This window comes from Aeromicrobium sp. YIM 150415 (assembly GCF_016918125.1).
GTDB classification, from domain to species: domain Bacteria; phylum Actinomycetota; class Actinomycetes; order Propionibacteriales; family Nocardioidaceae; genus Aeromicrobium; species Aeromicrobium piscarium.
The window spans coordinates 75,957-97,322 of sequence record NZ_JAERWM010000020.1 but is presented as its reverse complement, the minus strand read 5'-3'; the positions used below and the strand labels follow the sequence as shown (position 1 = coordinate 97,322).

The following is a 21,366-nucleotide window of genomic DNA, read 5'->3' as shown; positions in this document are numbered from 1 at the left end:
CCCGCCGCGACCGGACCCGCCCATCACTGACATCGACATCACGCGCAACACCGATCCGTGGTCCCCCATGAACACCCTTGCTGACCTCGATATCCATACCGAAAGCCTGCCGCCACCACCTCGTCGAGGACCCCATCCCCGCCCCAACCGCAAACGCCGCAGACGACAGACCGTAACCCTCTAAACACACCAACTCATAGAACCGCCGACGCGTCCGCACCGAATGCCTCACAACAACTCCTCATCAAAGATGTTGCTTCGACCGATTGAGACCGCCGGTGGAAAGTGCGGGATAACTCACCGTTCAGGTGCTCGCCGCGTCGGGGCTGCTGCCCGCCAAGGTGAGGGCGACATCGATGATCATGTCCTCCTGGCCGCCGACGAGTCCTCGCCGGCCGCATTCGGTGAGGATGTCGCGAACGTCGACCCCGTAGTGTGCCGAGGCGTTCTCGGCGTGGCGCAGGAAGGAGGAGTAGACGCCGGCGTAGCCGAGGGTCAGCGTCTCGCGGTCGACTCGGACCGGGCGGTCCTGCAAGGGGCGGACGAGGTCGTCGGCGGCGTCCTGCAGCCCGAAGAGGTCGCAGCGGTGGTCGAAGTTCGAGAGGTTCGCGACCGCGATGAAGGCCTCGATCGGGCAGTTCCCGGCCCCGGCGCCGTGTCCGGCGAGGGAGGCGTCGACACGGAAGACGCCGTTCTGGACGGCGACGACGGAGTTCGCCACCGAGAGTGAGAGATTCTCGTGGGCGTGGATGCCGATCTCGGTGGCCGGGTCGAGCACGTCGCGATAGGCGCGGACGCGGGCCTCGACATCGGCCATGGTCAGCCGTCCGCCGGAGTCGGTGATGTAGACGCAGTGGGCGCCGTAGGACTCCATCAGCTTGGCCTGCTCAGCCAGCTTCTCGGGCGGGGCCATGTGCGAGAGCATGAGGAAGCCCGAGACGTCCATGCCGATCTCGCGGGCCGCGGCGATGTGCTGGGCGGAGATATCGGCCTCGGTGCAGTGCGTGGCGATCCGCACGGAACGCACGCCCAGGTCCCAGGCGGTCTTCAACTCGTGGATCGTGCCGACCCCGGGCAGCAGCAGCGTGGTGAGCCGGGCGTTGTCGATCACCTCGGCGGCGGCCTCGATCCATGCCCAGTCGCTGTGCGATCCCGGCCCATAGTTCAGGGACGATCCGGCGAGACCGTCGCCGTGGGCGACTTCGATCGCGTCGACTCCGGCGGCGTCGAGGGCCGCGACGATCCGCCGGACGTCGGCGGGATCGATGCGGTGGCGGACGGCGTGCATCCCGTCGCGCAGGGTGACGTCCTGGACGAAGATCGGCGAGCTCATCGGGCGACTTCCTGCTGTGAACGGAGGGCGATCTGCTCCGCGACCTGGACACCGGCGGAGGTCATGATGTCGAGATTGCCGGCGTAGGCCGGGAGATAGTCGGCGGCCCCCTCGACCTCGAGGAAGACCGACACCTGATGTGTCGGGCGTGGGGCGCCCGGCTCGAGGAGGGTCTCGACAGGCTGGTCGGCAGGGACGGGGCTGACCTGCACCTGCTGTTTGAGCCGGTATCCCGGCACATAGGCGGCGACCGCAGCCACCATCGCCTCGACGGACGAGCGGATGCTCTCGGTCGGATCGCCGTCCTCGGTCCCGATGAGCGCGAAGACCGTGTCGCGCATGATGAGCGGCGGTTCGGCGGGGTTGAGGATGATGATCGCCTTGCCGCGGGTCGCGCCGCCGACGGAGACGATGGCCGACGAGGTGGTCTCGGTGAACTCGTCGATATTGGCGCGGGTGCCGGGTCCGGCGCTGCGGGAGGCGATCGAGGCGACGATCTCGGCGTAGCCGACATCGGCGACCTGGCTGATGGCCGCGACGATGGGGATCGTCGCCTGGCCGCCGCAGGTCACCATGTTGACATCGGGGGCGTCGAGGTGCTGCTCGAGGTTGACCGCCGGCACGACATACGGGCCGATCGCGGCAGGGGTGAGGTCGATCATGCGCTTGCCCGGCAGCGCCTCGGCGTTGGCGACGTGGGCCTTGGCGCTGGTCGCGTCGAAGACGATGTCGATCTGGTCGGCATCGGGCAGCGCGAGGAGCCCGGCCACGCCCTCGTGCGTGGTGGCCACGCCGTGGCGCCGGGCGCGGGCGAGTCCATCGGAGTCGGGGTCGATGCCGACCATCGCGCTCATCTCGAGGTGGTGCGAACGCAGCACTTTGATCATCAGGTCGGTGCCGATATTGCCCGATCCGATGACGGCGACCTTGGTTCTCTGCATGGTGGTCCTTACTGGGCGGAGGAGGGACTGAAGCCGATGGTGACCTCGCCGAGGCCCGAGAGCGTCGCGGTCACGGTGTCGCCGGGTCCGACGGCATGCATGGGGCCGAGGGCGCCGGACAGGACGACCTCCCCGGCGCGGAGAGGCGCTCCGAGGCCGCGCACCTGGCGGGCCAGCCAGACGACGGCCTCGATCGGATCGCCGAGACAGGCGGTGCCGTCGCCGGAGGAGACCTCGGTGCCGTCGACCGTCATCCGCATCGTCACCTCGCGCGGCTCGACCTCGTCCAAGGAGCGGTGTCCGGTGCCGAGGACGTAGGCGCCCGCCGAGGCATTGTCGGCGACGGTGTCGCCGAAGGTGATGTCCCAGTTCGCGATCCGACTCCCACAGATCTCGAGCGCGGGATGGACCCGGCCGATGGCGGCGCGGACCTGCGCGGCGTCCAGGGGCCCCTCGGCCAGATCGGCATCCAGAACGAAGGCCACCTCGGCCTCGACCTTGGGCTGCATGACCTGCGCGAAGTCGATCGTGGCGCCGTCGTCGTAGGCCATGTCCTCGAACAGCACACCGAAGTCGGGACGGTCCACACCGAGCTGGCGCTGGACCGCCGGGGAGGTCAGGCCGATCTTGCGCCCGACGACCGTCACACCGGCCGCGAGCCGGTCGGCGTTCACCAGCCGCTGCGTCGCGTACGCGGCCGAGATGTCGTCGCTGCCGATGAGATCGCGCACCGGGGTGGTGGGCCGGCCGGTGCGCAGCGCTCCGCGCAGTCGATCCGCCGCCTCGGCGATCCCGGTCGAGGGTGTGCTGTCCATGGAGCTCAGCCTGCTGGGCGGCGCCTCGGCGGGTCCATCTCAGCGTTCCACTCAGCGGTACGCTGAGCGCATGGCGCACGAGCTGGACACGGTCCTGGGCAAGGTCATGGCGATCCTGGAGGCGTTCTCGGCCACCGAGACCCAGGTCAGCCTCGCCGAGCTCGCCCGGCGCACCGACCTGCCGAAGACCACCGTCCACCGGGTCGCCGGCGACATGACGCGGCACCGATTGCTCGAGCGGACCTCCGCGGGCTACCGGCTCTCGGGGACGCTCTTCGAGCTCGGGATGCGAGCGGCGGTGGAGCGCGGGCTGTTGGAGGTCGCCATGCCCTTCCTGCAGGACCTCTACGAGCGCACGCACGAGATGGTGCACCTCGGTGTGCTCGACGGGCACGAGGTGGTCTATGTGGCCAAGATCGGCGGCCACCGGCAGGCGCGCTCGCCGTCGCGGACCGGCGGCCGCATGCCGCTGCACTGCACCGCGATCGGCAAGGCCCTGCTGGCCTACGGCGATGCCGAGTTGCGGCGGAGCGTGCTGGAGTCCCCGTTGCCGCGCCGCACACCCCGGACCGTGGTGGCGCCCGGGCTGCTGGCGAGCCAGCTCGTGGCCGTGGTCGAGACCGGCGTGGCCTTTGAACGGGAGGAGTCGACGACGGGCCTGCTGTGCGTGGCCTCCGCGGTGCTCGATGTCGATGGGCGCAGCGCGGTCGCGGCGATCAGCGTCACGGGCCCTGTGGGCCGGTTCAGGCCCGAGGCCCATGTCTCCTCGGTGAAGGCGGCCGCCTCCGGGCTCGGCAGCGTGCTCGCTCGCCGGAGCGGGGAGACGAGACCTCCCGCCTAGTGACGTGGGTGGGCGGTGACCTGCGCACGTCTCGATCGGTGGGGCGGTGACCTGCGCACCTCTCGATCGAGTTGAGACGTGCGTAGCCCACCGCCCCGGTCGTGCAGAGGTGCGTCACTCACCGCCCCCGTTCGTGCAGGGGTGCGTCACTCACCGGGAGGCATCGGCCGGGCCGCTGCTGACGGAGGATGTGCTTCCGTGGCTGCTGGGGCAACCGCAGACGCGCATCCTGCGTCGGCCGCTCACGAAGGATGTGCCTGGGTGGTCGCTATGGCAACCACGAAAGCACATCCTTCGTGCGGGCGAGCAGCGCCAAGCCCGACACTCTCGCCGACGCGGTCGCAGGGCTATGCAGGGGCGGGGCCCCGCGTACCAACCATCTACTGTGGGGGCATGTCCGATTCGGCCGCGCTGTCGCGCCAGGAGCAGAAGGAGCGCACCCGTGCGGCCCTGCTCGATGCGGCGCTCGAGCTGAGCCAGCGCAGCGGCTTCGCGCAGATCAGCCTGCGGCAGGTCGCTAAGGAGGCCGGGGTCGTGCCGGCGGCCTTCTACCGGCACTTCGCGTCGATGGACGATCTCGGGCTCGCTCTGGTCGAGCGATCCTTCGCCACGCTGCGGCGGATGATCCGCGATGCGCAGCGCGACCCGGATGTCTTCAACCGGATCATCGATGCCGCCGCGGACGTGCTGGTCGAGGCGGTCAAGGAGCACAAGGCGCACTTCGCCTTCGTGGCTCGTGAGCGGGTCGGCGGGTCGGCGGCGGTGCGCGAGGCGATCGCGCACGAGCTCGACCTCTTCGTGTCCGAGCTCTCGGTGGTGCTCGCGCGGCTGCCCAATATCGAGAACTGGAGCAGCGACGACGTCCACATGGTGGCCCGGCTGTTCGTGCGCAATATGGTCGCGAATGCCGAGGAGGTCGTCGAGATGCCCGACGGACGGCCTGACCTGGAGGCGCAGATCAAGGAAGGCGCGCGCCGGCAGATGCGCCTCATCGTCCTCGGCTTCGAGAAGTGGCACAGCTGATACGTCGCCCACCGGCCGGCCCCAACGCGCTGCGGGACCGATGATGATGCAGTGCGGTCGTCATGGCAGCCGGAAAGCATCATCGTTCGTCCGGCGTTCGCCGCGGGGACCGCTCCGAAGTGTCGGGGCAACCCGATCGTCATCGGGCCTTCCCGTTCCTAGGGTTGAGACATGGCCGAGACCGTGACACCGCCGACGACAGCGCCGACCACTCTCGCGCCCCCACGGGGCGCCCGTCGGGTGCTGCTCGAGACCGCCTACGGCCTGAGCGCGATCGTGCTCGGCATCGTGGCGCTGGTGCTGGTGCTCTCCCTGACCGCACTCGGACTGGCGCTGATCGTGGTCGTCGGCGGGGTCCTCGTCCTGGCGCTGGCCGCCATCGTGGCGCGGGGCTTCGCCGCGGCAGAGCGGCAGCGGCTGCGGTCCATGCTGGGCCGTGAGGCGCCCACGCCCCGCTACCTGCGGTCCCGCCCGGACGACGGTCTCTGGCGCCGCTGCCTCACACCGCTGCGGGACCCGCAGACCTGGCTCGACATCGTCTGGGGCGTGATCGGCTGGATCACCGGGACCTTCGCCTTCGCTCTGACCGTCGTCTGGTGGGTCGGCGCGCTCGGCGGACTCACCTACTGGTTCTGGCAACGCTGGATCCCGGTCGACGATGAGGGAACCGGTCTGGCCGAGCTGCTCGGCCTCGGTGAGGGCCGCGCGGCCGAGAGCTGGCTGAACCTGGTGCTCGGCGTCCTGTTCCTGGCGACGCTGCCGCTGGCGGTCCGGGCCGGTGCGCTGCTGCACGCGAGCCTGGCCGGGGTGCTGCTGTGCAGTCGCGCCGAGCTGCAAGGCGAGGTCGCGCGCGCGGAGGACGGGCGTGCGGCCGCCCGTGACGCCGAGGCCGAGTCCCTGCGCCGGCTCGAACGGGACATCCACGACGGGCCGCAGCAGCGCCTGGTCCGGCTGACGATGGACCTCGGGCGCGCCAAGCGGCAGGTGTCGGAGGACCCGGAGCTGGCGGCCAAGCGGATCGACGACGCGCTCATGCAGGCGCGGGAGACCGTGGCCGAGCTGCGGTCGCTCTCGCGTGGCATCGCGCCGCCGCTTCTGGTCGACCGGGGCCTGTCGGCGGCGGTACGGGAGTTGGCGGTTCAGAGCATCGTGCCGGTGACCGTGACGACCCGGGCGGTGGACGGGCTGGCGCCGCACGTCGAGACCGCCGCCTATTTCGTCGTGGCCGAGGCGCTCGCCAATGTCGGCAAGCACAGTGGCGCGTCGTCCGCGAGCGTGACAGTGGCCGCAGACGGCGACGACCTCCTCGTTCTGGTCGAGGACGACGGCATCGGGGGAGCGCACCCGGCCAAGGGGCTCGGCCTGGCGGGGCTCCGGCAGCGGCTCGCGGCCGTCGACGGCGCCCTGGAGGTGTCCTCTCCCGAGGGCGGGCCGACGGCGGTCGTCGCGCGGATCCCCGTGGACCGCCGATGAGGATCGCGATCGCGGACGACTCGGTCCTGCTGCGCGAGGGGCTTCAGCTGGTCCTCGCCGACGCCGGCCACGAGGTCGTCGCCGCCGTCGGCGACGGACCCGCCTTCGTGACCGCGATGCTCGACGAGCGCCCGGACCTCGGGATCGTCGACGTCCGGATGCCCCCGAGCCACAGCGACGAGGGCCTGCGCGCGGCCGTGGAGGTGCGCCAGTCGCGTCCCGAGGCCCGACTGCTGGTGCTCTCGCAGTACGTCGAGGTGTCCTATGCCGACGAGCTGCTGGCCACGGGCGATGCGGGCGTCGGCTACCTGCTCAAGGACCGGGTCAGCGACCTCGACATGTTCTTCGAGGCACTCGCCAATGTGGCGGACGGGGGGACCGTGCTCGATCCGCTCGTGGTGCGTCAGCTGATGGGCCGCAACCACGACCCGCTGGCCGGTCTCACCCCGCGCGAGCGCGAGGTGCTCTCGGGCATGGCGGAGGGCAAGTCGAATGCGGCGATCGCCGCGGCGTTGTTCGTCTCGGTCGCCGCGGTCGAGAAGCACACCCAGCGGATCTTCGCCAAGCTCGACCTCTATCCCGATGACGACGCGGCGCATCGTCGGGTCAGCGCCGTCCTGCGGTTCCTGCGCTGACGGCGTGCGCGACACACGAGGCACCTCCGTCCTGTGACCGGGGTCACCGGCGTGCGATAGTCATCGCATCGTCCTGCCTGCGAAGGAGTGCTCATGTCCGAGATCCAGACCGTCCGAGGGCCCGTCGACACCGCCGAACTCGGTGTCACCCTGATGCACGAGCATGTGTTCGTGCTGAGCCCGGAGATCCAGGCCAATTTCCCCGAGGAATGGGGGTCGGAATCCGAGCGGGTCGAGGACGCCGTCGCCAAGCTCCAACGCGCGTACGACGCCGGGGTGCGGACGATCGTCGATCCGACCGTGATCGGGCTCGGGCGCTACATCCCGCGGATCCAGGAGATCGCGGCGCGGGTGCCGATCCAGCTCATCGTCGCGACGGGGGTCTACACCTATGAGGACGTGCCGCACTACTTCCACTACCGCGGACCGGCGCTGAACGACGCCGTCGGTGCCGAGGTGCCCGAGCCGATGGTGGACATGTTCCTCAGCGACATCCGCGAGGGCATCGCCGGTACCGGGGTCAAGGCCGGCATGCTCAAGTGCGCCATCGACGCCCCGGGCGCGACGCCCGGTGTCGAGCGGATCATGCGCGCGATCGCCGCGGCCCACCACCAGACGGGCACGCCGATCACCGTGCACACGCACCCCGACACCAAGGCAGGCCTGGAGGTCAAGCGGATCCTGTGCGACGAGGAGGGTGTCGATCCGCGGCGCATCGTGCTCGGACACAGCGGCGACACCACGGACGTGGACCACCTCGCCGAGCTGGCCGACCTGGGCTTCGTGCTGGGCATGGACCGCTTCGGCATCAACCTCGACACCACCTTCGAGGCCCGTGCCGACACCCTCATCGCGATGGTCGAGCGGGGGTACACCGACCAGATGGTGCTCTCCCAGGACGCCTCCTGCTATATCGACTGGGTCGATCCGGAGGTGATGGCCTTCCTGCCGCAGTGGCACTACACGCACCTGTTCGAGGACGTCTTCCCGTATGTGCTGGAGCGCGGGGTCACGCAGGAACAGATCGACACGATGCTCAACGACGTGCCCCGTCGGTTCCTCGAGGGGCGGTGACCCGGTGTCCTTCAATCTGGCGACGATGCTGCGCGAGTCCGCTGTCGCGACCCCGGACAAGCCCCTCGTCCATATCGGTAACCAGTCGCTGACCTTCGCCCAGATCGACGAGGCCTCGGGCCGGTTCGCGGCGACCTTGCTGGCCCGTGGCTTCGCTCCCGGCGAGGCGGTGGCCGTGCAGCTGCCGAATGTGCCGCAGTTCCTGATCGCCTACTTCGGCATCCTCAAGTCCGGCCTGCGGATGGTGCCGCTGAACCCGCTGCTCACGGCCCGCGAGATCGCCTACTTCCTGTCCGACAGTGGGGCGCGGGCGCTGGTGACCTACGAGTCCTTCGCGCAGGCGGCGCTCGGCGGGGCGGCCGGTGTCGATCACGAGGTCGGCGTCTTCGTGGTCGGTGGTGAGGTCCAAGGGGCCGAGCCCTTCGAGCGACTCCTCGCCGAGGAGGACACCGGCGATATCCGGGCGATGTCGCCCGATGACACCGCGGTGATCCTCTACACGAGCGGCACCACGGGACAGCCCAAGGGCGCCGAGCTCACGCACTTCCAGCTCTATATGAACTGCACGGTGGCCGGGGAGCTGTTCGAGCTGCGTCCCGATGACGTGTCGATGGCGGTGCTGCCGCTGTTCCACGTCTTCGGGCTGTCGAGCGTCCTGAACATCTCGGTGCGGTTCGGCGCCTCGATGGTGCTGGTGCCGCGTTTCGAGGCGGCCGCGGTGCTCGACGCGATCGAACGGCATCGGGTCACGATCTTCTCCGGTGTGCCCACGATGTACTTCGCCTTGCTGCAGGAGGAGGTGGCCGGTCGGGATCTGTCGAGCCTGCGCTCGGCGGTCTCGGGCGGGGCCTCGATCCCCGGCGAGGTGATCCGCGCCTTCGAGGAGAAGTTCTCCGGCGTGGTCGTCCTGGAGGGCTACGGCCTGTCGGAGACCGCGAGCACGACGACCTTCAATGTGAGCGCCGCCGAGCGCAAGGTGCTCTCGATCGGCAAGCCGATCTGGGGTGTGGAGGTCAGGATCCTCGATCCCGAGGGCACCGAGCTGCCGCCGGGAACCGAGCATGTCGGTGAGATCGTCATTCGCGGGCACAACGTGATGAAGGCCTACTTCAACCGCCCGGAGGCGACCGCGGCCGCGCTGCGGGACGGTTGGTTCCGCACCGGCGATCTCGGCTATCGCGACGACGAGGGGTACTTCTTCGTCGTCGACCGGCTCAAGGACCTCGTCATCCGCGGCGGGTACAACGTGTACCCGCGTGAGGTCGAGGAGGTGCTCTACGAGCATCCCGCGATCGCCGAGGCCGCGGTGGTCGGCCGGCCCGACGAGCGGCTCGGCGAGGAGATCCTGGCCTTCGTGGCGCTCTCGCCGGGTGCGGAGGCGACGCCCGAGGAGATCGTCGAGTTCTGCCGCGAACGACTGGCCGCGTACAAGTACCCGCGCGAGGTGCGGATCATCGACAGTCTGCCCAAGGGGGCGACCGGCAAGATCCTCAAGCGCGAGCTGGACCGCTAGCGCGGCATCAGTGCGGACGGGGCGCAGGCGAACTGCCGGCGGATCGCCGCGGCGAGCCCCGCCTCGCTGTAGCCGACCGCCGCTGCGGTCCAGGACGGCCGGTGTCCCTCGCGGAGCAGCGTCAACGCGGCATGGAGGCGGTGCCGGGTACGCCACTGCGAGTAGGTGAGCCCGGTCTCGGACTTGAACGCCCGGCGGATCGTCGCTGTGCTGGTGTGCAGCTCATGTGCCCAGTCGTCGAGGTCGCGGCCGTCGGCGGGGTCGCGGTCGAGGGCCTCGGCGATCGAGCGGGTCACGTCGCCCGAAGGCCGTGGGGGAGGGCCCTCTGCGGCCGGGTCTTGGGCCGCGAGGGCGGCGCGGGTCGCGACGAGCTCGCGGTCCGGGCGCCACTGGGTCGCCAGGAGCTCCGCCCGCACGGTGGTGTCGACGACGAGCAGCCGGACGCGTGCCTCATCCCGGTTCAGCTCGAGAGCATGTGCGGACGGTGCGAACTCCGCGGCGAAGCGCGCGCTGTGCCAGACCATCGGCGGAATCCAGATCGCCGAGGTCGTGTCGATGGTGTGCGTCGCCGTCACGGAGCCGTCGAGATCGTGGATGGAGAAGGTCGCCCGACCGCTGATCGCGTGCACCAACTGGCCGAAGGTGTGGGCGTGGGCCGAGTGCCCCCAGGAGTTGACCGTGAGATCGAAGCCCAGGGTGGACTCGGGCTGATGCGAGCGCTGAGTCGCGTCCCTTGAGCGCTGAGTAGCGGACATGCAAATTAGGCTAGCCTAAGGTTATCTCGGTGCTGCGGCAGGTCGCCCGCAGCGAGAGCAGACCGAGGGAGCATCAGGTGGCGGGACGTCCGGCTGGCGACACACGGGAGATGTCGCCGCTCGTCTCGGAAGGTCCCAGCGAGGTCGACGAGCTCATCGCCGGCTTGCGTGCCTCATCGGGCCGGCGAGTGGTCGGTCTCGTCGCGCTGGTGGTCCTCGGGGCCGGTGCCGTCATCGCCTCGCTCGCCGTCGGCGCCCGGGACATCAGCCCGGCGACCGTGCTCGAGGCGCTCGCGCATCCCTCGCTCGCCGAGACCTCCTATGAGGCAGCGATCGTCATCGACGAGCGGCTGCCGCGCACGCTGCTCGCCGTGCTGGTCGGCGCAGCCCTGGGCGCGGCCGGCGCCATCATGCAGGCCGTCACGCGCAATCCACTCGTGGACGGCGGCATCCTCGGCACCGAGCTGGGCGCGGCCGTCGCCGTCGTGATCGCGATCCTCTTCCTGGGGATCACCGGCGCCGCGGGCTACTTCTGGGTCGGCCTGGCCGGCGCCGCGATCGCCACCGCCCTGGTCCTGCTGCTCGCGCGCCTGGCCACCGGCACCTCGCAGACCGTCAGCCTCGTCATCAGCGGCGCGGCGGCCTCGGCGCTGATGGCCGCGCTCATCACCGTGATGACCATCCGCGACCCCGGGGTCTATCACCACTACCGGTACTGGTCCGTGGGACAGCTCGTCGGTCGCGCTCCGGTGCTCGGCGACCTGTGGATCTTCATCACCGTCGGACTCATCGCGGCCCTGCTGATCGGCGGCGCCCTCAACATCCTGGGACTCGGCGACGACATCGCCGCGGCCCTGGGCGTCGACGTGGCGCGGACACGGCTCGTGACGATGGGCATCGCGGTGCTCCTATGCGCCGCTGCCACGTGCGCGACGGGGCCGATCGGCTTCGTCGGGTTGGTCGGGGCCCACGTCGCGCGCCTGCTGGTCGGCGCGGACTACCGCTGGACCGTGCCGTACGCGATGCTCACCGGAGCCGTCATCCTGCTCGTGGCAGACGTGCTCGGCCGGCTCGCCCCGGGCAGCGGCGAGATCCAGGTCGGTGTCATGACCGCCGTCGTCGGCACGCCCTTCTTCATCGCTCTCGCCCGGCGCCGGAAGGTGGCCGCCGTATGAGCCACACGACCACCACAGGGATCCTCGAACCCGCCGTGGAGCGGACCCTCGACCAGCTCCGTCTGACGGCCCGTCGTCAGCGTCGCCGTCACGCCGGCACCCTCATCGCGATGACGGCGCTGCTGTCGATCCTGCTCGTCGCGACCGTGACGCGGGGAAGCTCCGTGTCCCTCCCGTTCGACGACGCACTGCGGGCGGCGATCGGCCAGGGCGAGGGGCTCGCACGGTTCATCGTCTGGGAGGACCTGCTGCCACGCGCCGGCACGGCGATACTCGCCGGCGCGCTGCTGGGACTCTCCGGAGTCGTCTACCAGCGCCTCGTCGGCAATGTGCTCGCTACACCGGACATCATCGGCGTCTCCGCCGGAGCCGCGGCGGGAGGCGTGATCGTCCTCGTCGGACTGGGACGATCCGGTGCCGCTACCCAGATCGGTGCCTTGGCGGGGGCATCGATCGCGGTCGTGGCCATCATGGTGCTCGCGAGCGGTCGAGCCGGCGCCATCCACCGGCTTGTGCTGGTCGGCATCGGGATCAGCGCCTGCTTCGCCTCCATCACCAACTACACCCTGTCCGGGGCCGACGAGGTCGGCACGCAGCGGGCGATGCGCTGGCTCGTCGGCTCGCTCCACGGCTCGTCCTGGGCAGACGTCCGGCTGCTGGCGGTGACGCTGCTCGTGGCCGCCGCGCTGCTGCTGGTGGTGGGAGCCGATCTGCACGCACTGCGCCTGGGCGACGATGTCGCGGAGGGCCTCGGCACCCGCGTCGCACGTACGCGCTTCCTGGTCCTGCTCGCCGGCGCCGTTATGGCGGCACTCGCGACCTCTGTCGTCGGACCCGTGGCGTTCGTCGCGCTGGTGGCGGGCCCGATCGCCGCCCGTCTCCCCGGCGGCGGCATCGTCGGCGCAGCCCTCGTGGGAGCCGTGGTGCTGCTCGCCTCCGATCTGCTCGCCCAGAACGGGCCGGGCATCAGTCCCGTGCCGACCGGCGCGATCACCGCGATGGTCGGCGCGCCGGTGCTGATCGTCCTCCTGCTGCGACGGAGGTCGTCGGTATGACGTCATCGATCGACACCGGACGCCATCCGCTGGAGGCCAGGGGTGCCGACATCGGCTACGGCGGCGAGCCCATCGTGCGCGACCTCGACCTGGTCGTCGAGGCCGGGCGGATCACCGCCCTCGTCGGTCCCAACGGCTGCGGCAAGTCGACGGTCCTGCGCGCGCTGGCGAGACTGCTGCCGGCGGCCCGGGGCACGATCCTGCTCGACGGCGCCGATATCGCCTCGATGTCGTCGCGCGAGGTCGCGCGACGACTGGGCATCCTTCCTCAGGAGCCGGTGGCTCCTTCGGGGATCACGGTCGCCGAACTCGTCTGGCGCGGCCGCCACCCGCACCGGCGGATCGGCCAACGGCCCACGCGCGCCGATGAGATCGCGATCGCCGAGGCGCTGGTGCGCACGGGCACGGCAGCACTCGCCGAGCGTCCCGTGGAGTCCCTGTCCGGAGGCCAGCGACAGCGCGTCTGGATCGCGATGGCCCTGGCCCAGCAGACCGGCATCCTGCTGCTCGACGAGCCGACCAGCTATCTCGACGTCGCCCACCAGCTCGAGGTGCTCGACCTGCTGACCGATCTGCGCGATGCCGGAACCACCGTGCTGATGGTGCTGCACGATCTCGGACAGGCCGCCCGCTATGCCGACACCGTGGTCGCCATGCGCGAGGGCCGGGTCGTCACCTCGGGTCCGGTGCGCGAGGTCGTCACGGCCGAGCTGCTGCGCGATGTCTTCGGTGTCACGGCCCGTGTCATCGAGGATCCCGACACCGGGGCGCCCCTCGTGCTCGTCCGAGGTCGCCACGACCTGGCACCCCCTTGCGAACCCACCCCCATGAGCCCCGAAGGAGCCCATCCATGAATCGATCCGCCCGCCACGCCGCCATCGGCGCCGTCGTCCTCGTCACCGGTCTCGGTCTGTCCGCCTGTGGATCGGATGCCTCGGAGACGTCCGGTTCCTCCGGTTCGGGCGACGGCTCCTACCCCATGACGCTGTCGAGCCCGTTCGGCGAGACGACCCTGGAGGAGAAGCCGGAGACCGTGGCCGTCGTGTCCGATGTCGATCTCGATATCGCCGTCGCCCTCGGCGTCGACCCAGTCATCGCGCCGCTCTACGGCGAGATCTCGCCGTGGACCGCCGATGCCGCGGAAGAGCAGGGCTTCGAGATCGAGACCTTCGACCCCAGCGATGGCGTCGACTTCGCCGCGATCGCCGAGACCGAGCCCGATGTCATCCTCGCCACGAGCGGCTACACGCTCGAGGACGACTACGAGAAGCTGGCCAAGATCGCCCCCGTCGTGTCGTACCAGGGCGACGACGGGCTGTCGGCGATGTCGTGGCAGGACCGCACGAACGAGGTCGCCGAGGCCCTCGACCTGACGGACGAGGCCGAGCGGATCGAGGCCGATATCGACGCCGCCTTCGCCGAGGTCCGCGAGACCAACCCGGACTTCGAAGGGACCACCTACACGCAGATCAACATCCATCCCGAGCAGATCACCTATGAGTCCTGGGAGGGCTCGGATGCCAGCTTCTTCACCGATCTCGGCTTCGTCCAGGCCCCGAACGCCGGGGACTTCGACGCGAGCAACAACGCGGTCAGCAAGGAGAACCTGGACCAGATCGATGCCGACGTCCTGTTCGTCGGTTATCCCTTCGGGGACGAGGGCGTGCTGACGCAGGACGAGCTGGAGAGCGACCGGCTCTTCACCTCGCTGACATCGGTCAGCGGCGGTCACTATGCCGTCATCCCCGACGAGGTCGCCTCGCCGCTGACCTACAAGACCCCGCTGAGCGTCCCGTGGGTCCTCGAGGAGCTCACCCCGCTCCTGCAGCAGGCGGTCGCCGGCTCCTGAGCCGGCACCCGCCCCACGTCACACATCACATCGGGAGGAACCCATGGCACTGCCGTCCATCGCCGCGTACGAGATGCCCACCGCGACCGACCACATCGCCAACCGTGTCGACTGGTCGCTCGACCCGCGGCGGGCGGTCCTGCTCGTGCACGATCTCCAGGAGCACTTCATCGGTGCCTTCGAGCCCACCGGAGGGGGGCCGGCGGAGGTGGCGATCGCCAATGTCCGCCGGCTCCGGGAGGCGGCCGATGTGGCCGGGATGCCGGTGGTGTACACGGCTCAACCGCCCCAACAGCAGCCGGAGGATCGCGGTCTGCTGTCCGACTTCTGGGGGCCGGGTCTGCAGACCGACGACAGCGCGCGGATCGTGTCGGCCGTGGCCCCGCGCGACCACGATGTCCTGCTGACCAAGTGGCGGTACAACGCCTTCATCCGCACGCCGTTGCTCGAGCTGTTGCAGGACTGGGGACGTGACCAGATCGTGGTGGTGGGCGTGTACGCGCACATCGGGGTGCTGCTCACCGCCGCGGACGCCTTCATGCACGACATCGCCCCCTTCGTCGTCTCCGATGCCGTCGCCGACTTCTCCCGAGAACACCACGTGCAGGCGCTCGACTATGCCGCCGAACGGTGTGCCACGGTGCTGTCGACCGAGGCGGCGGTGAACGCGGTGGCAGCGGCCGAGGCGGTGACCGGACGGTGACCGCGCCGGCATTCGGATCGGCAGGAGCGTTCCGACTCGCCGGCCCGGACTGCACCGTGACGGGGACCGGCGTGCGCGAGCACCTGGACCCCGGGCTGGCGCACGGGCCGGGCGCCGCGGGGGCGGCGCTCGCGATGCTGCGGCGCGTCGAGGCCGAGACCGGCCGCCGGTCGATCGTCGTCGGCGCGATCGGCTTCGATCCCTACCGCCCGGCTCGGCTCTGGATCCCGGAGGAGTTCGCGCACGACACCCCGGCACGTCGCCCTCGACGCGCGCTCTCAGGTGCGGCCGAGGTGCCGGACGATCCGCGGTACCGAGACGCGGTGGGCGCGGCGCTCGAGAGGATCGAGGCCGGGGAGCTGTCCAAGGTCGTCCTGGCCCGCGCGGTCGACGTGCGCACGCGGACCGCCGTCGACCAGACCGCCCTGTACGAGGTGCTCGCCGCCGCGAATCCGGCGGCCTATGCCTTCGGTGTGGACCTCGGGGAGCACGGCACGATGCTCGGCGCCTCACCCGAGCTGCTGGTGCGCGTCGACGGTCGGTCGGTGGTCAGCACTCCGCTCGCCGGCTCCGCGCCCCGCGGCATGGACCGGGACGATGACCTGCGTGCCCGTGACGGCCTCGCGCGCTCCGCCAAGGATCTGCACGAGCACGGCATCGTGGTCGAACGAGTCGACGCCGCGCTCGGTCCTTTGACCAGCGCCCTCGAGGTCCCCGCCCGCCCGTCGCTCTCGGCGACCGAGCAGCTGTGGCATCTCAGTACGACACTGTCCGGCCGCCTGCGGCCGGGTGTCACCGCGCTCGACGCGGCCTATGCGCTCCATCCGACCCCGGCGGTCTGCGGATTCCCCGGTATCGCCGCGAGCCGGCTCATCCGTGAGCTCGAAGCGACCGACCGTGGTTTCTTCGCCGGACTGGTCGGCTGGATGGACGCCGAGGGCAATGGCGAATGGGTGCTGTCGCTGCGCTGCGGCCTGGTGCGAGACGACGAGGTCCGCGTGCACGCGGGCGCCGGCGTCGTGGCGGACTCGACGGCCGCCGGCGAGCACGCCGAGACGGCCACCAAGCTGCAGACCTTCCTACGCTCGCTCCGGGCCGTCAGCGGTGACGTGGAGACCGTCCCGGCCGCGGACACCCTGGCGGTGAGCGGTGCATGAGCGCGGTCGCCGACACGCCCGCGCCGTGGCCGCTGCCGGGCTGGGTTGCCTACCCCGAGGACGCCGCCGAACGCTACCGCGAGCTCGGCCTGTGGACCGGGGCCACCCTGGACGAGCTGCTGCGCGATGCCGTGGCCGCGCGTCCTGAGGGTCTCGCGGTCGTCGCCGAGGACGCTCGACTCGACTACGCCGGACTCGACGCGCGCGTCGACGCCCTCGCCGTCGGACTCGCCGGACGGGGCATCGAGCGCGGCGACCGCGTGGTGATACAGCTGCCCAATGTCGCGGCCTTCGTCGTGACCGTGTTCGCACTCTGGCGGCTCGGGGCGCTCCCGGTCTTCGCGCTTCCGGCGCACGGCCGGGTGGAGATCGAGCACTTCTGCCGGCACGCCGAGGCGGTGGGTTATGTCACCGGCGGCACACATGCCGGAGACGATCGCCTGCGGGCGGCGGCAGCCCTGGCCGATGACCTGGAACTCCGGCTGACCGCGATCCACGCACCGGTCGGACCTTTGCCGCCCGGCCTCGTCGACCTGGCCGAGATCGAGGCCGCCGGTGTCGGCGCCACCGCACCGAGGCGGGCGGCGCACCCCGGCGATGTGGCCTTCCTGCAGCTCTCGGGAGGCACGACCGGCACTCCCAAGCTCATCCCTCGCACGCACGACGACTACCTGTTCTCCGTCCGCGAGAGCGCACGGATCTGCGATCTCGACGAGACCTCGGTGCTGCTCATCGCGTTGCCCGTCGCGCACAACTTCGCGATGAGCTCCCCGGGCATCCTCGGGGCGATCGCCGCGCGGGGAACGATCGTTCTGGCGGCCGACCCCTCGGCGGCCACCGTGCTGCGCCTGGTCGAGATCGAACGTGCCACGATCCTGCCCGCCGTGCCGGCCCTCGCGGTCGCCTGGCTCAACAGCGCCGAGGCGCGTACCGCGGATCTCAGCTCGCTGCGCGTGCTGCAGGTGGGAGGAGCACGCCTCGCCGATGCCGTCGCCCGCCGGGTCGCCCCCGAGTGGGGATGCACGCTGCAACAGGTCTTCGGCATGGCCGAGGGACTCGTGAACTACACCCGGCTCGACGACGACCTCGAGACGATCACCACCACCCAGGGACTGCGCATCAGCCCCTATGACGAGGTGCGGGTCGTCGACGATGACGATGTCTCGCTGCCGCCGGGCACGCCAGGGCACCTCCTCACCCGCGGTCCCTACACGATCCGCGGCTACTACCGGGCTCCGGAGCACAACGCCCGGGCCTTCACCGCCGACGGCTTCTACCGCACGGGCGATGTCGTGGTCGAGCGGGCCGACGGCTACCTCGTGGTCGTCGGACGCTCCAAGGACCAGATCAACCGGGCCGGGGAGAAGATCGCCCCCGCCGAGGTCGAGGAGCACCTGCTGCGGCACCCGTCCGTGCACGATGTCGCCGTGACGGGGGCACCGGACGACCTCGTCGGAGAGCGCATCCGAGCGCACGTCGTCCTCCGTGACCATGCTGGCCCCGTCCGCCCGGCCGACCTGCGACGGCACCTGCGCTCCAGCGGGCTCGCCGCCTTCAAACTGCCCGACGAGATCGTCCTGACCGACCGGCTCCCCGCGACGGGAGTCGGCAAGGTCGACCGTCGCACTCTGACCCGACAGGACCCCGCATGACCTCCTCCACCACCGCGGCCGACGAGCCGCTCGACGTGTTCGGCATCGGTTTCGGCCCCGCCAACATGGCCCTCGCGATCGCCCTCGACGAGTACAACGCCTCCGCCGCGGAGCACTGCCGGGTGTCGATGGCCTTCGCCGAGCGGCGCGACGTCCCCGAATGGCATCCCGACATGCTCTTCGACGACGCGAGCATGCAGATCTCCTTCCTCAAGGACCTCGCGACCTTCCGCAACCCCCAGTCGCCGTACACCTTTGTCAATTTCCTCAAGAGCGCCGATCGGCTCGTCGACTTCACCAACCGCGGGTCGATGGTGCCGTTGCGGATCGAGTTCGCCGCATACCTGCGCTGGGTGGCGGCACAGCTCTCCGGCTACGTGCGCACCGGCACCGAGGTGCGCGCCGTGCGCCCCGTTCTCTCCGGGGAGGAGTTGGACCATTTCGAGGTCGATTTCGCGGGACCGGAAGGGCACAGCACGGTGCTCGCACGGCAGGTCGTCGTCGCGGCGGGTCTCGTACCGCGGCTGCCCGAGGGGATGACGACGGGCACGCGGGTATGGCACTCGCACCACCATCTCGCTCGGGTCGGCACCGTCACCGATGCGGTGGACATCGTCGTCGTCGGCTCGGGCCAGAGTGCGGCCGAGGTGGCGGTCGACCTCTATCGGAGATTCGCCGGCGCCCGCGTGCACCTGGTGAGCTCGCGCTACGGCATCGCCCCGTCGGAGCAAGGACCGCTGGTCAACCGGATCTTCGATCCCTCCGCGGTCGACGACTTCTTCGACGCCCCTCCCGCCGTGCGCGACCGCATGGACAGCCTGCACCGCAATGCGAACAACGGGAGCGCCAATCCCGAGCTGATCGACGATCTCTTCGACACGATGTACCGCGACCGCTGGCTGGGGCGAGAACGGCTCCACTTCCACCGCATGAGCCGCATGTCCTCCGCCGTCGAGCACGGCGATCGGGTCCAGGTCGAGATCGCCCATGAGCTGACGGGAGGCGCGACGAGGCTCGACGCCGATGCCGTGGTGCTGGCCACGGGCTACCGGACCTTCGACGCCGGCCAGCTGCTCGGGAACGCGGACCGGTTGCTGGTCCGCGACGAACAGGGACGGCTCGAGGTCGACCGCGACAGCCGCGCGCGGTTGCGTGTGGGCGGCCCGGGAGGTCTCTACCTCGCCGGCCAGACCGAGCATCTCCACGGATTCGGCACGTCGCTGCTCTCGGTCGTCGCCGTACGCGCCGGGGAGATCGCCGACTCGATCCTCACGGCGCATCTGAGCCGTCATCCCCGGACCCGCACCTCACTGGCCCAGGAGCGTTCCCATGCCTGACTCCCTCACCATCGCCGAGGCGCGCGACCTCGTGGCGGCCGTCGTCATCGACGATGTCGCCGACCTCGGAGCGGACGAGGACCTGCGCGATGTCGGTCTGGACTCCATCCGGCTGATGAGCCTGCTCACCGATCTGCGTGCCGCCGGCACGGTCGTCGAGCTCGAGGAGGTGTCGGCCGATCCCACGCTGCGAGGGTTCGCCACCGCACTCGAGCGGGCGCGGGCGGACGCATGACCGCGTCCCTCGAGGTGATCGACCGCGGCGAGGGGCCCGCCGTCGTACTCGTCCACGGTGCCGGCGCGACCGCGGCGACCACGTTCGCCGCGTCCCTCCCCGCGCTCGCTCGCGGACACCGGGTGCTCGCGGTCGATCTGCCCGGCGAGGAGGACGGGCCTGCGGACGGGTGGACCCTCGATGCCGTGGCCGACGCGCTCGCGGCGACGGTGGTCTCGCGCGTGGACGGTCCGGTCCTGCTGCTCGGCCACTCGCTCGGGGCCTCCGTCATCGCGCGGACGGCTCTGCGCCATCCGCAGCTCGCGCATCGGGTCGTAGTGGTCGCCGCGCCCTGGTCGACCGACTCCCGTCTGTGGCTGACGACGCGGCTGTGGAGGCGCCTCTACACGATCGACCGCACCGCACTCGCGGAGCATCTCGTGCTCAGCACGACCTCGCCGAGCTGGCTCGCGACGCTTCACCGCGACGACGCCGCCGACCTGGTGCGACTCGCAGCCGAGCTCGTTCCGGGCTCGACCGGCGTCCATCTCCAGCTCGCCGAGCAGACCGACCTGGCCGGAGACCTGGCCGGTCTCGAGGCCGAGGTCCACGTGGTGCTCGGCGAGGAGGACCAGCTCGTGCCGACCGCTCCGTGGGCGGCCGTTGAGGGCAGCACGGTACGGCAGGTCCACATCTGGCCGGGCGGACACGACGTGCTCGCCCAGAACCCCCACGAGCTGGTGGCCCTCGTGGCCCGGCTCGCCACCATCCCCGACCCCTCCAGGAGGAGCGCATGACCACGAACCCCTTCGATGACGAGAACGGCACCTTCAGCGTGCTGGTGAACGACGAGGGCCAGCACTCGCTGTGGCCGGTGTTCGCGGCGGTCCCCGCCGGATGGACGGTCGTGCTGGCCGAGACCGACCGCGCGAGCTGCCTGGAGTACATCGAGCGCGAGTGGACCGACCTGCGGCCGCGGAGTCTGCGCGAGGCATTGGCGGCGGAGGCCTGATGGGGTCACCGGTCAGCTATGTCGACTTCCCGGTGCGCATCCGCACCGCCGAGGTGCTGCGCACGGCCTGGATCTCCTCGACCTCGATCCGCCTCACCGTGGGCGGTCCGGGAGCCGAGGGCTTCGAGAGCGCGGTCTTCGACGAGCACGTCAAGCTCATCTTCCCCGATCCCGACACCGGCGAGCTGCGGCTGCCCCGTCCGGACGGCGACGAGCTGGAGTGGCCGCGCCCCTTCCCGACGAGCCGGGAGTACACGATCCGCGCTCACCGGCCCGGGGACGGCGAGGTCGATATCGACTTCGTCGCCCATCCCGGCGGACTGGCGGCCGACTGGGTACGCGAGGTGAAGCCCGGGGATCCGGTGCACATCGCCGGACCGCCGGGGGGATACCACGTGCCGGCGGACTATTCGCACTATGTGCTCGCCGGTGACGAGACCGCGCTCCCGGCGATCGCGCGCTGGCTCGAGGAGGCGCCGCGCGATGTTCGGGGATGGGCCGTCATCGAGGTCCCGGAGCCGGGCTCCCAGGTGCCGCTCGACAGCCCTCCGCAGGTCGACGTGATCTGGCTGCACACCGGAGACGGTGGTGGCACCGAGCTCGCCGACGCCGTCCGGGCTCTGCCCATCCCGGCGGATGCCGATCCCTTCGTCTGGCTCGCCGGAGAGGCCGGATCGATCAAGCCGCTGCGCCGCTGGGTGCGCGATGATCTCGGGCTCGGCAAGGAGCACAGCTCGATCACCGGTTACTGGAAGCGCGGCCTGGCCGACACCCACGAGCATCTGGACGACGACGAAGACGAGGACTGA

The 21,366-nt window shown here is 70.6% G+C and carries 22 protein-coding genes; 18 read left to right on the top strand and 4 right to left on the bottom strand.

Features of this window, described 5'->3' with window-relative positions; genetic code table 11:
- Window positions 1-304: 304 nt before the first annotated feature.
- From dmpG to JL108_RS13480, 3 genes are read right to left on the bottom strand one after another with little or no spacing between them, the layout of a single operon-like run.
- The gene (gene dmpG, locus JL108_RS13490) at window positions 305-1,333 is read right to left on the bottom strand and encodes a 4-hydroxy-2-oxovalerate aldolase (RefSeq protein ID WP_205198757.1); all 1,029 of its coding nucleotides are present in this window, start codon (window positions 1,331-1,333) and stop codon (window positions 305-307) included.
- Window positions 1,330-2,274: an acetaldehyde dehydrogenase (acetylating) gene (locus JL108_RS13485; protein WP_205198756.1), complete on the bottom strand. Its 945-nt coding sequence runs from the start codon at window positions 2,272-2,274 to the stop codon at window positions 1,330-1,332. The genes dmpG and JL108_RS13485 overlap by 4 nt, the downstream gene beginning before the upstream one ends.
- Window positions 2,275-2,282: 8 nt before the next feature.
- The gene (locus JL108_RS13480; RefSeq protein ID WP_275888669.1) at window positions 2,283-3,089 is read right to left on the bottom strand and encodes a 2-keto-4-pentenoate hydratase; all 807 of its coding nucleotides are present in this window, start codon (window positions 3,087-3,089) and stop codon (window positions 2,283-2,285) included.
- Between the two features lie 70 nt (window positions 3,090-3,159).
- Here JL108_RS13480 and JL108_RS13475 point away from each other — a divergent pair, with 70 nt between their 5' ends.
- The 6 genes from JL108_RS13475 to JL108_RS13450 all read left to right on the top strand — a co-directional run bounded on the left by JL108_RS13475 (window position 3,160) and on the right by JL108_RS13450 (window position 9,648).
- Window positions 3,160-3,930, top strand: coding sequence for an IclR family transcriptional regulator (locus JL108_RS13475; RefSeq protein ID WP_205198755.1), 771 nt, complete (start codon window positions 3,160-3,162; stop codon window positions 3,928-3,930).
- A 393-nt stretch (window positions 3,931-4,323) separates the two neighbouring features.
- Window positions 4,324-4,953, top strand: a complete 630-nt coding sequence (locus tag JL108_RS13470) for a TetR family transcriptional regulator (protein WP_143913478.1) — start codon at window positions 4,324-4,326, stop codon at window positions 4,951-4,953.
- 171 nt (window positions 4,954-5,124) lie between these two features.
- Window positions 5,125-6,426 carry a sensor domain-containing protein gene (locus JL108_RS13465; protein ID WP_205198754.1) on the top strand — a complete coding sequence of 434 codons (1,302 nt, stop codon included), beginning with the start codon at window positions 5,125-5,127 and terminating at the stop codon, window positions 6,424-6,426.
- On the top strand, window positions 6,423-7,061 hold the full coding sequence (locus JL108_RS13460; protein WP_205198753.1) for a response regulator transcription factor: 639 nt from the start codon (window positions 6,423-6,425) through the stop codon (window positions 7,059-7,061). Before JL108_RS13465 ends, JL108_RS13460 begins: the two co-directional genes overlap by 4 nt.
- Window positions 7,062-7,154: 93 nt before the next feature.
- On the top strand, window positions 7,155-8,135 hold the full coding sequence (locus JL108_RS13455; protein ID WP_143913484.1) for a phosphotriesterase: 981 nt from the start codon (window positions 7,155-7,157) through the stop codon (window positions 8,133-8,135).
- 4 nt (window positions 8,136-8,139) lie between these two features.
- A complete protein-coding gene (locus tag JL108_RS13450; RefSeq protein ID WP_205198752.1) occupies window positions 8,140-9,648 on the top strand; it encodes a long-chain fatty acid--CoA ligase in 1,509 nt (502 codons plus the stop codon).
- Here the strand turns inward: JL108_RS13450 and JL108_RS13445 are convergent.
- Window positions 9,645-10,403 carry an AraC family transcriptional regulator gene (locus JL108_RS13445; protein WP_205198751.1) on the bottom strand — a complete coding sequence of 253 codons (759 nt, stop codon included), beginning with the start codon at window positions 10,401-10,403 and terminating at the stop codon, window positions 9,645-9,647. The genes JL108_RS13450 and JL108_RS13445 overlap by 4 nt on opposite strands.
- A gap of 77 nt (window positions 10,404-10,480) precedes the next feature.
- Here JL108_RS13445 and JL108_RS13440 point away from each other — a divergent pair, with 77 nt between their 5' ends.
- Genes JL108_RS13440 through JL108_RS13385 form a run of 12 tightly spaced genes read left to right on the top strand, consistent with a single transcriptional unit; the run spans window position 10,481 to window position 21,366 of the window.
- Window positions 10,481-11,578, top strand: a complete 1,098-nt coding sequence (locus JL108_RS13440; protein ID WP_205198750.1) for an iron ABC transporter permease — start codon at window positions 10,481-10,483, stop codon at window positions 11,576-11,578.
- Window positions 11,575-12,633: an iron chelate uptake ABC transporter family permease subunit gene (locus tag JL108_RS13435; RefSeq protein ID WP_205198749.1), complete on the top strand. Its 1,059-nt coding sequence runs from the start codon at window positions 11,575-11,577 to the stop codon at window positions 12,631-12,633. Before JL108_RS13440 ends, JL108_RS13435 begins: the two co-directional genes overlap by 4 nt.
- Complete coding sequence (locus JL108_RS13430; RefSeq protein WP_205198748.1) at window positions 12,630-13,487, top strand: ABC transporter ATP-binding protein; 858 nt, start codon at window positions 12,630-12,632, stop codon at window positions 13,485-13,487. Before JL108_RS13435 ends, JL108_RS13430 begins: the two co-directional genes overlap by 4 nt.
- Window positions 13,484-14,482 (top strand): ABC transporter substrate-binding protein, encoded by a 999-nt coding sequence (locus JL108_RS13425; RefSeq protein ID WP_205198747.1) that lies wholly within the window; start codon window positions 13,484-13,486, stop codon window positions 14,480-14,482. The genes JL108_RS13430 and JL108_RS13425 overlap by 4 nt, the downstream gene beginning before the upstream one ends.
- A gap of 43 nt (window positions 14,483-14,525) precedes the next feature.
- On the top strand, window positions 14,526-15,185 hold the full coding sequence (locus JL108_RS13420; RefSeq protein ID WP_205198746.1) for an isochorismatase family protein: 660 nt from the start codon (window positions 14,526-14,528) through the stop codon (window positions 15,183-15,185).
- Window positions 15,182-16,342, top strand: a complete 1,161-nt coding sequence (locus JL108_RS13415) for an isochorismate synthase MenF (protein ID WP_205198745.1) — start codon at window positions 15,182-15,184, stop codon at window positions 16,340-16,342. Before JL108_RS13420 ends, JL108_RS13415 begins: the two co-directional genes overlap by 4 nt.
- On the top strand, window positions 16,339-17,994 hold the full coding sequence (locus JL108_RS13410; protein WP_205198744.1) for a (2,3-dihydroxybenzoyl)adenylate synthase: 1,656 nt from the start codon (window positions 16,339-16,341) through the stop codon (window positions 17,992-17,994). Before JL108_RS13415 ends, JL108_RS13410 begins: the two co-directional genes overlap by 4 nt.
- Window positions 17,991-19,331 carry a lysine N(6)-hydroxylase/L-ornithine N(5)-oxygenase family protein gene (locus JL108_RS13405; RefSeq protein ID WP_205198743.1) on the top strand — a complete coding sequence of 447 codons (1,341 nt, stop codon included), beginning with the start codon at window positions 17,991-17,993 and terminating at the stop codon, window positions 19,329-19,331. Before JL108_RS13410 ends, JL108_RS13405 begins: the two co-directional genes overlap by 4 nt.
- Window positions 19,324-19,566, top strand: coding sequence for a phosphopantetheine-binding protein (locus JL108_RS13400; RefSeq protein WP_205198742.1), 243 nt, complete (start codon window positions 19,324-19,326; stop codon window positions 19,564-19,566). Before JL108_RS13405 ends, JL108_RS13400 begins: the two co-directional genes overlap by 8 nt.
- Complete coding sequence (locus JL108_RS13395; RefSeq protein ID WP_205198741.1) at window positions 19,563-20,342, top strand: alpha/beta fold hydrolase; 780 nt, start codon at window positions 19,563-19,565, stop codon at window positions 20,340-20,342. Before JL108_RS13400 ends, JL108_RS13395 begins: the two co-directional genes overlap by 4 nt.
- On the top strand, window positions 20,339-20,557 hold the full coding sequence (locus tag JL108_RS13390) for an MbtH family protein (protein WP_205198740.1): 219 nt from the start codon (window positions 20,339-20,341) through the stop codon (window positions 20,555-20,557). Before JL108_RS13395 ends, JL108_RS13390 begins: the two co-directional genes overlap by 4 nt.
- Window positions 20,557-21,366 carry a siderophore-interacting protein gene (locus JL108_RS13385; RefSeq protein WP_205198739.1) on the top strand — a complete coding sequence of 270 codons (810 nt, stop codon included), beginning with the start codon at window positions 20,557-20,559 and terminating at the stop codon, window positions 21,364-21,366. The genes JL108_RS13390 and JL108_RS13385 overlap by 1 nt, the downstream gene beginning before the upstream one ends.

Excerpts from the sequence above, each read along its gene's own strand:
- dmpG (WP_205198757.1), bottom strand. The coding sequence starts at position 1,333 with ATGAGCTCGCCGATCTTCGTCCAGGACGTCACCCTGCGCGACGGGATG.
- JL108_RS13455 (WP_143913484.1), top strand. The coding sequence starts at position 7,155 with ATGTCCGAGATCCAGACCGTCCGAGGGCCCGTCGACACCGCCGAACTC.
- JL108_RS13420 (WP_205198746.1), top strand. The coding sequence starts at position 14,526 with ATGGCACTGCCGTCCATCGCCGCGTACGAGATGCCCACCGCGACCGAC.
- JL108_RS13465 (WP_205198754.1), top strand. The coding sequence starts at position 5,125 with ATGGCCGAGACCGTGACACCGCCGACGACAGCGCCGACCACTCTCGCG.
- JL108_RS13475 (WP_205198755.1), top strand. The coding sequence starts at position 3,160 with ATGGCGCACGAGCTGGACACGGTCCTGGGCAAGGTCATGGCGATCCTG.
- JL108_RS13460 (WP_205198753.1), top strand. The coding sequence starts at position 6,423 with ATGAGGATCGCGATCGCGGACGACTCGGTCCTGCTGCGCGAGGGGCTT.
- JL108_RS13435 (WP_205198749.1), top strand. The coding sequence starts at position 11,575 with ATGAGCCACACGACCACCACAGGGATCCTCGAACCCGCCGTGGAGCGG.
- JL108_RS13425 (WP_205198747.1), top strand. The coding sequence starts at position 13,484 with ATGAATCGATCCGCCCGCCACGCCGCCATCGGCGCCGTCGTCCTCGTC.
- JL108_RS13445 (WP_205198751.1), bottom strand. The coding sequence starts at position 10,403 with ATGTCCGCTACTCAGCGCTCAAGGGACGCGACTCAGCGCTCGCATCAG.
- JL108_RS13385 (WP_205198739.1), top strand. The coding sequence starts at position 20,557 with ATGGGGTCACCGGTCAGCTATGTCGACTTCCCGGTGCGCATCCGCACC.
- JL108_RS13470 (WP_143913478.1), top strand. The coding sequence starts at position 4,324 with ATGTCCGATTCGGCCGCGCTGTCGCGCCAGGAGCAGAAGGAGCGCACC.
- JL108_RS13410 (WP_205198744.1), top strand. The coding sequence starts at position 16,339 with ATGAGCGCGGTCGCCGACACGCCCGCGCCGTGGCCGCTGCCGGGCTGG.
- JL108_RS13405 (WP_205198743.1), top strand. The coding sequence starts at position 17,991 with ATGACCTCCTCCACCACCGCGGCCGACGAGCCGCTCGACGTGTTCGGC.
- JL108_RS13485 (WP_205198756.1), bottom strand. The coding sequence starts at position 2,274 with ATGCAGAGAACCAAGGTCGCCGTCATCGGATCGGGCAATATCGGCACC.
- JL108_RS13400 (WP_205198742.1), top strand. The coding sequence starts at position 19,324 with ATGCCTGACTCCCTCACCATCGCCGAGGCGCGCGACCTCGTGGCGGCC.
- JL108_RS13430 (WP_205198748.1), top strand. The coding sequence starts at position 12,630 with ATGACGTCATCGATCGACACCGGACGCCATCCGCTGGAGGCCAGGGGT.
- JL108_RS13480 (WP_275888669.1), bottom strand. The coding sequence starts at position 3,089 with ATGGACAGCACACCCTCGACCGGGATCGCCGAGGCGGCGGATCGACTG.
- JL108_RS13395 (WP_205198741.1), top strand. The coding sequence starts at position 19,563 with ATGACCGCGTCCCTCGAGGTGATCGACCGCGGCGAGGGGCCCGCCGTC.
- JL108_RS13390 (WP_205198740.1), top strand. The coding sequence starts at position 20,339 with ATGACCACGAACCCCTTCGATGACGAGAACGGCACCTTCAGCGTGCTG.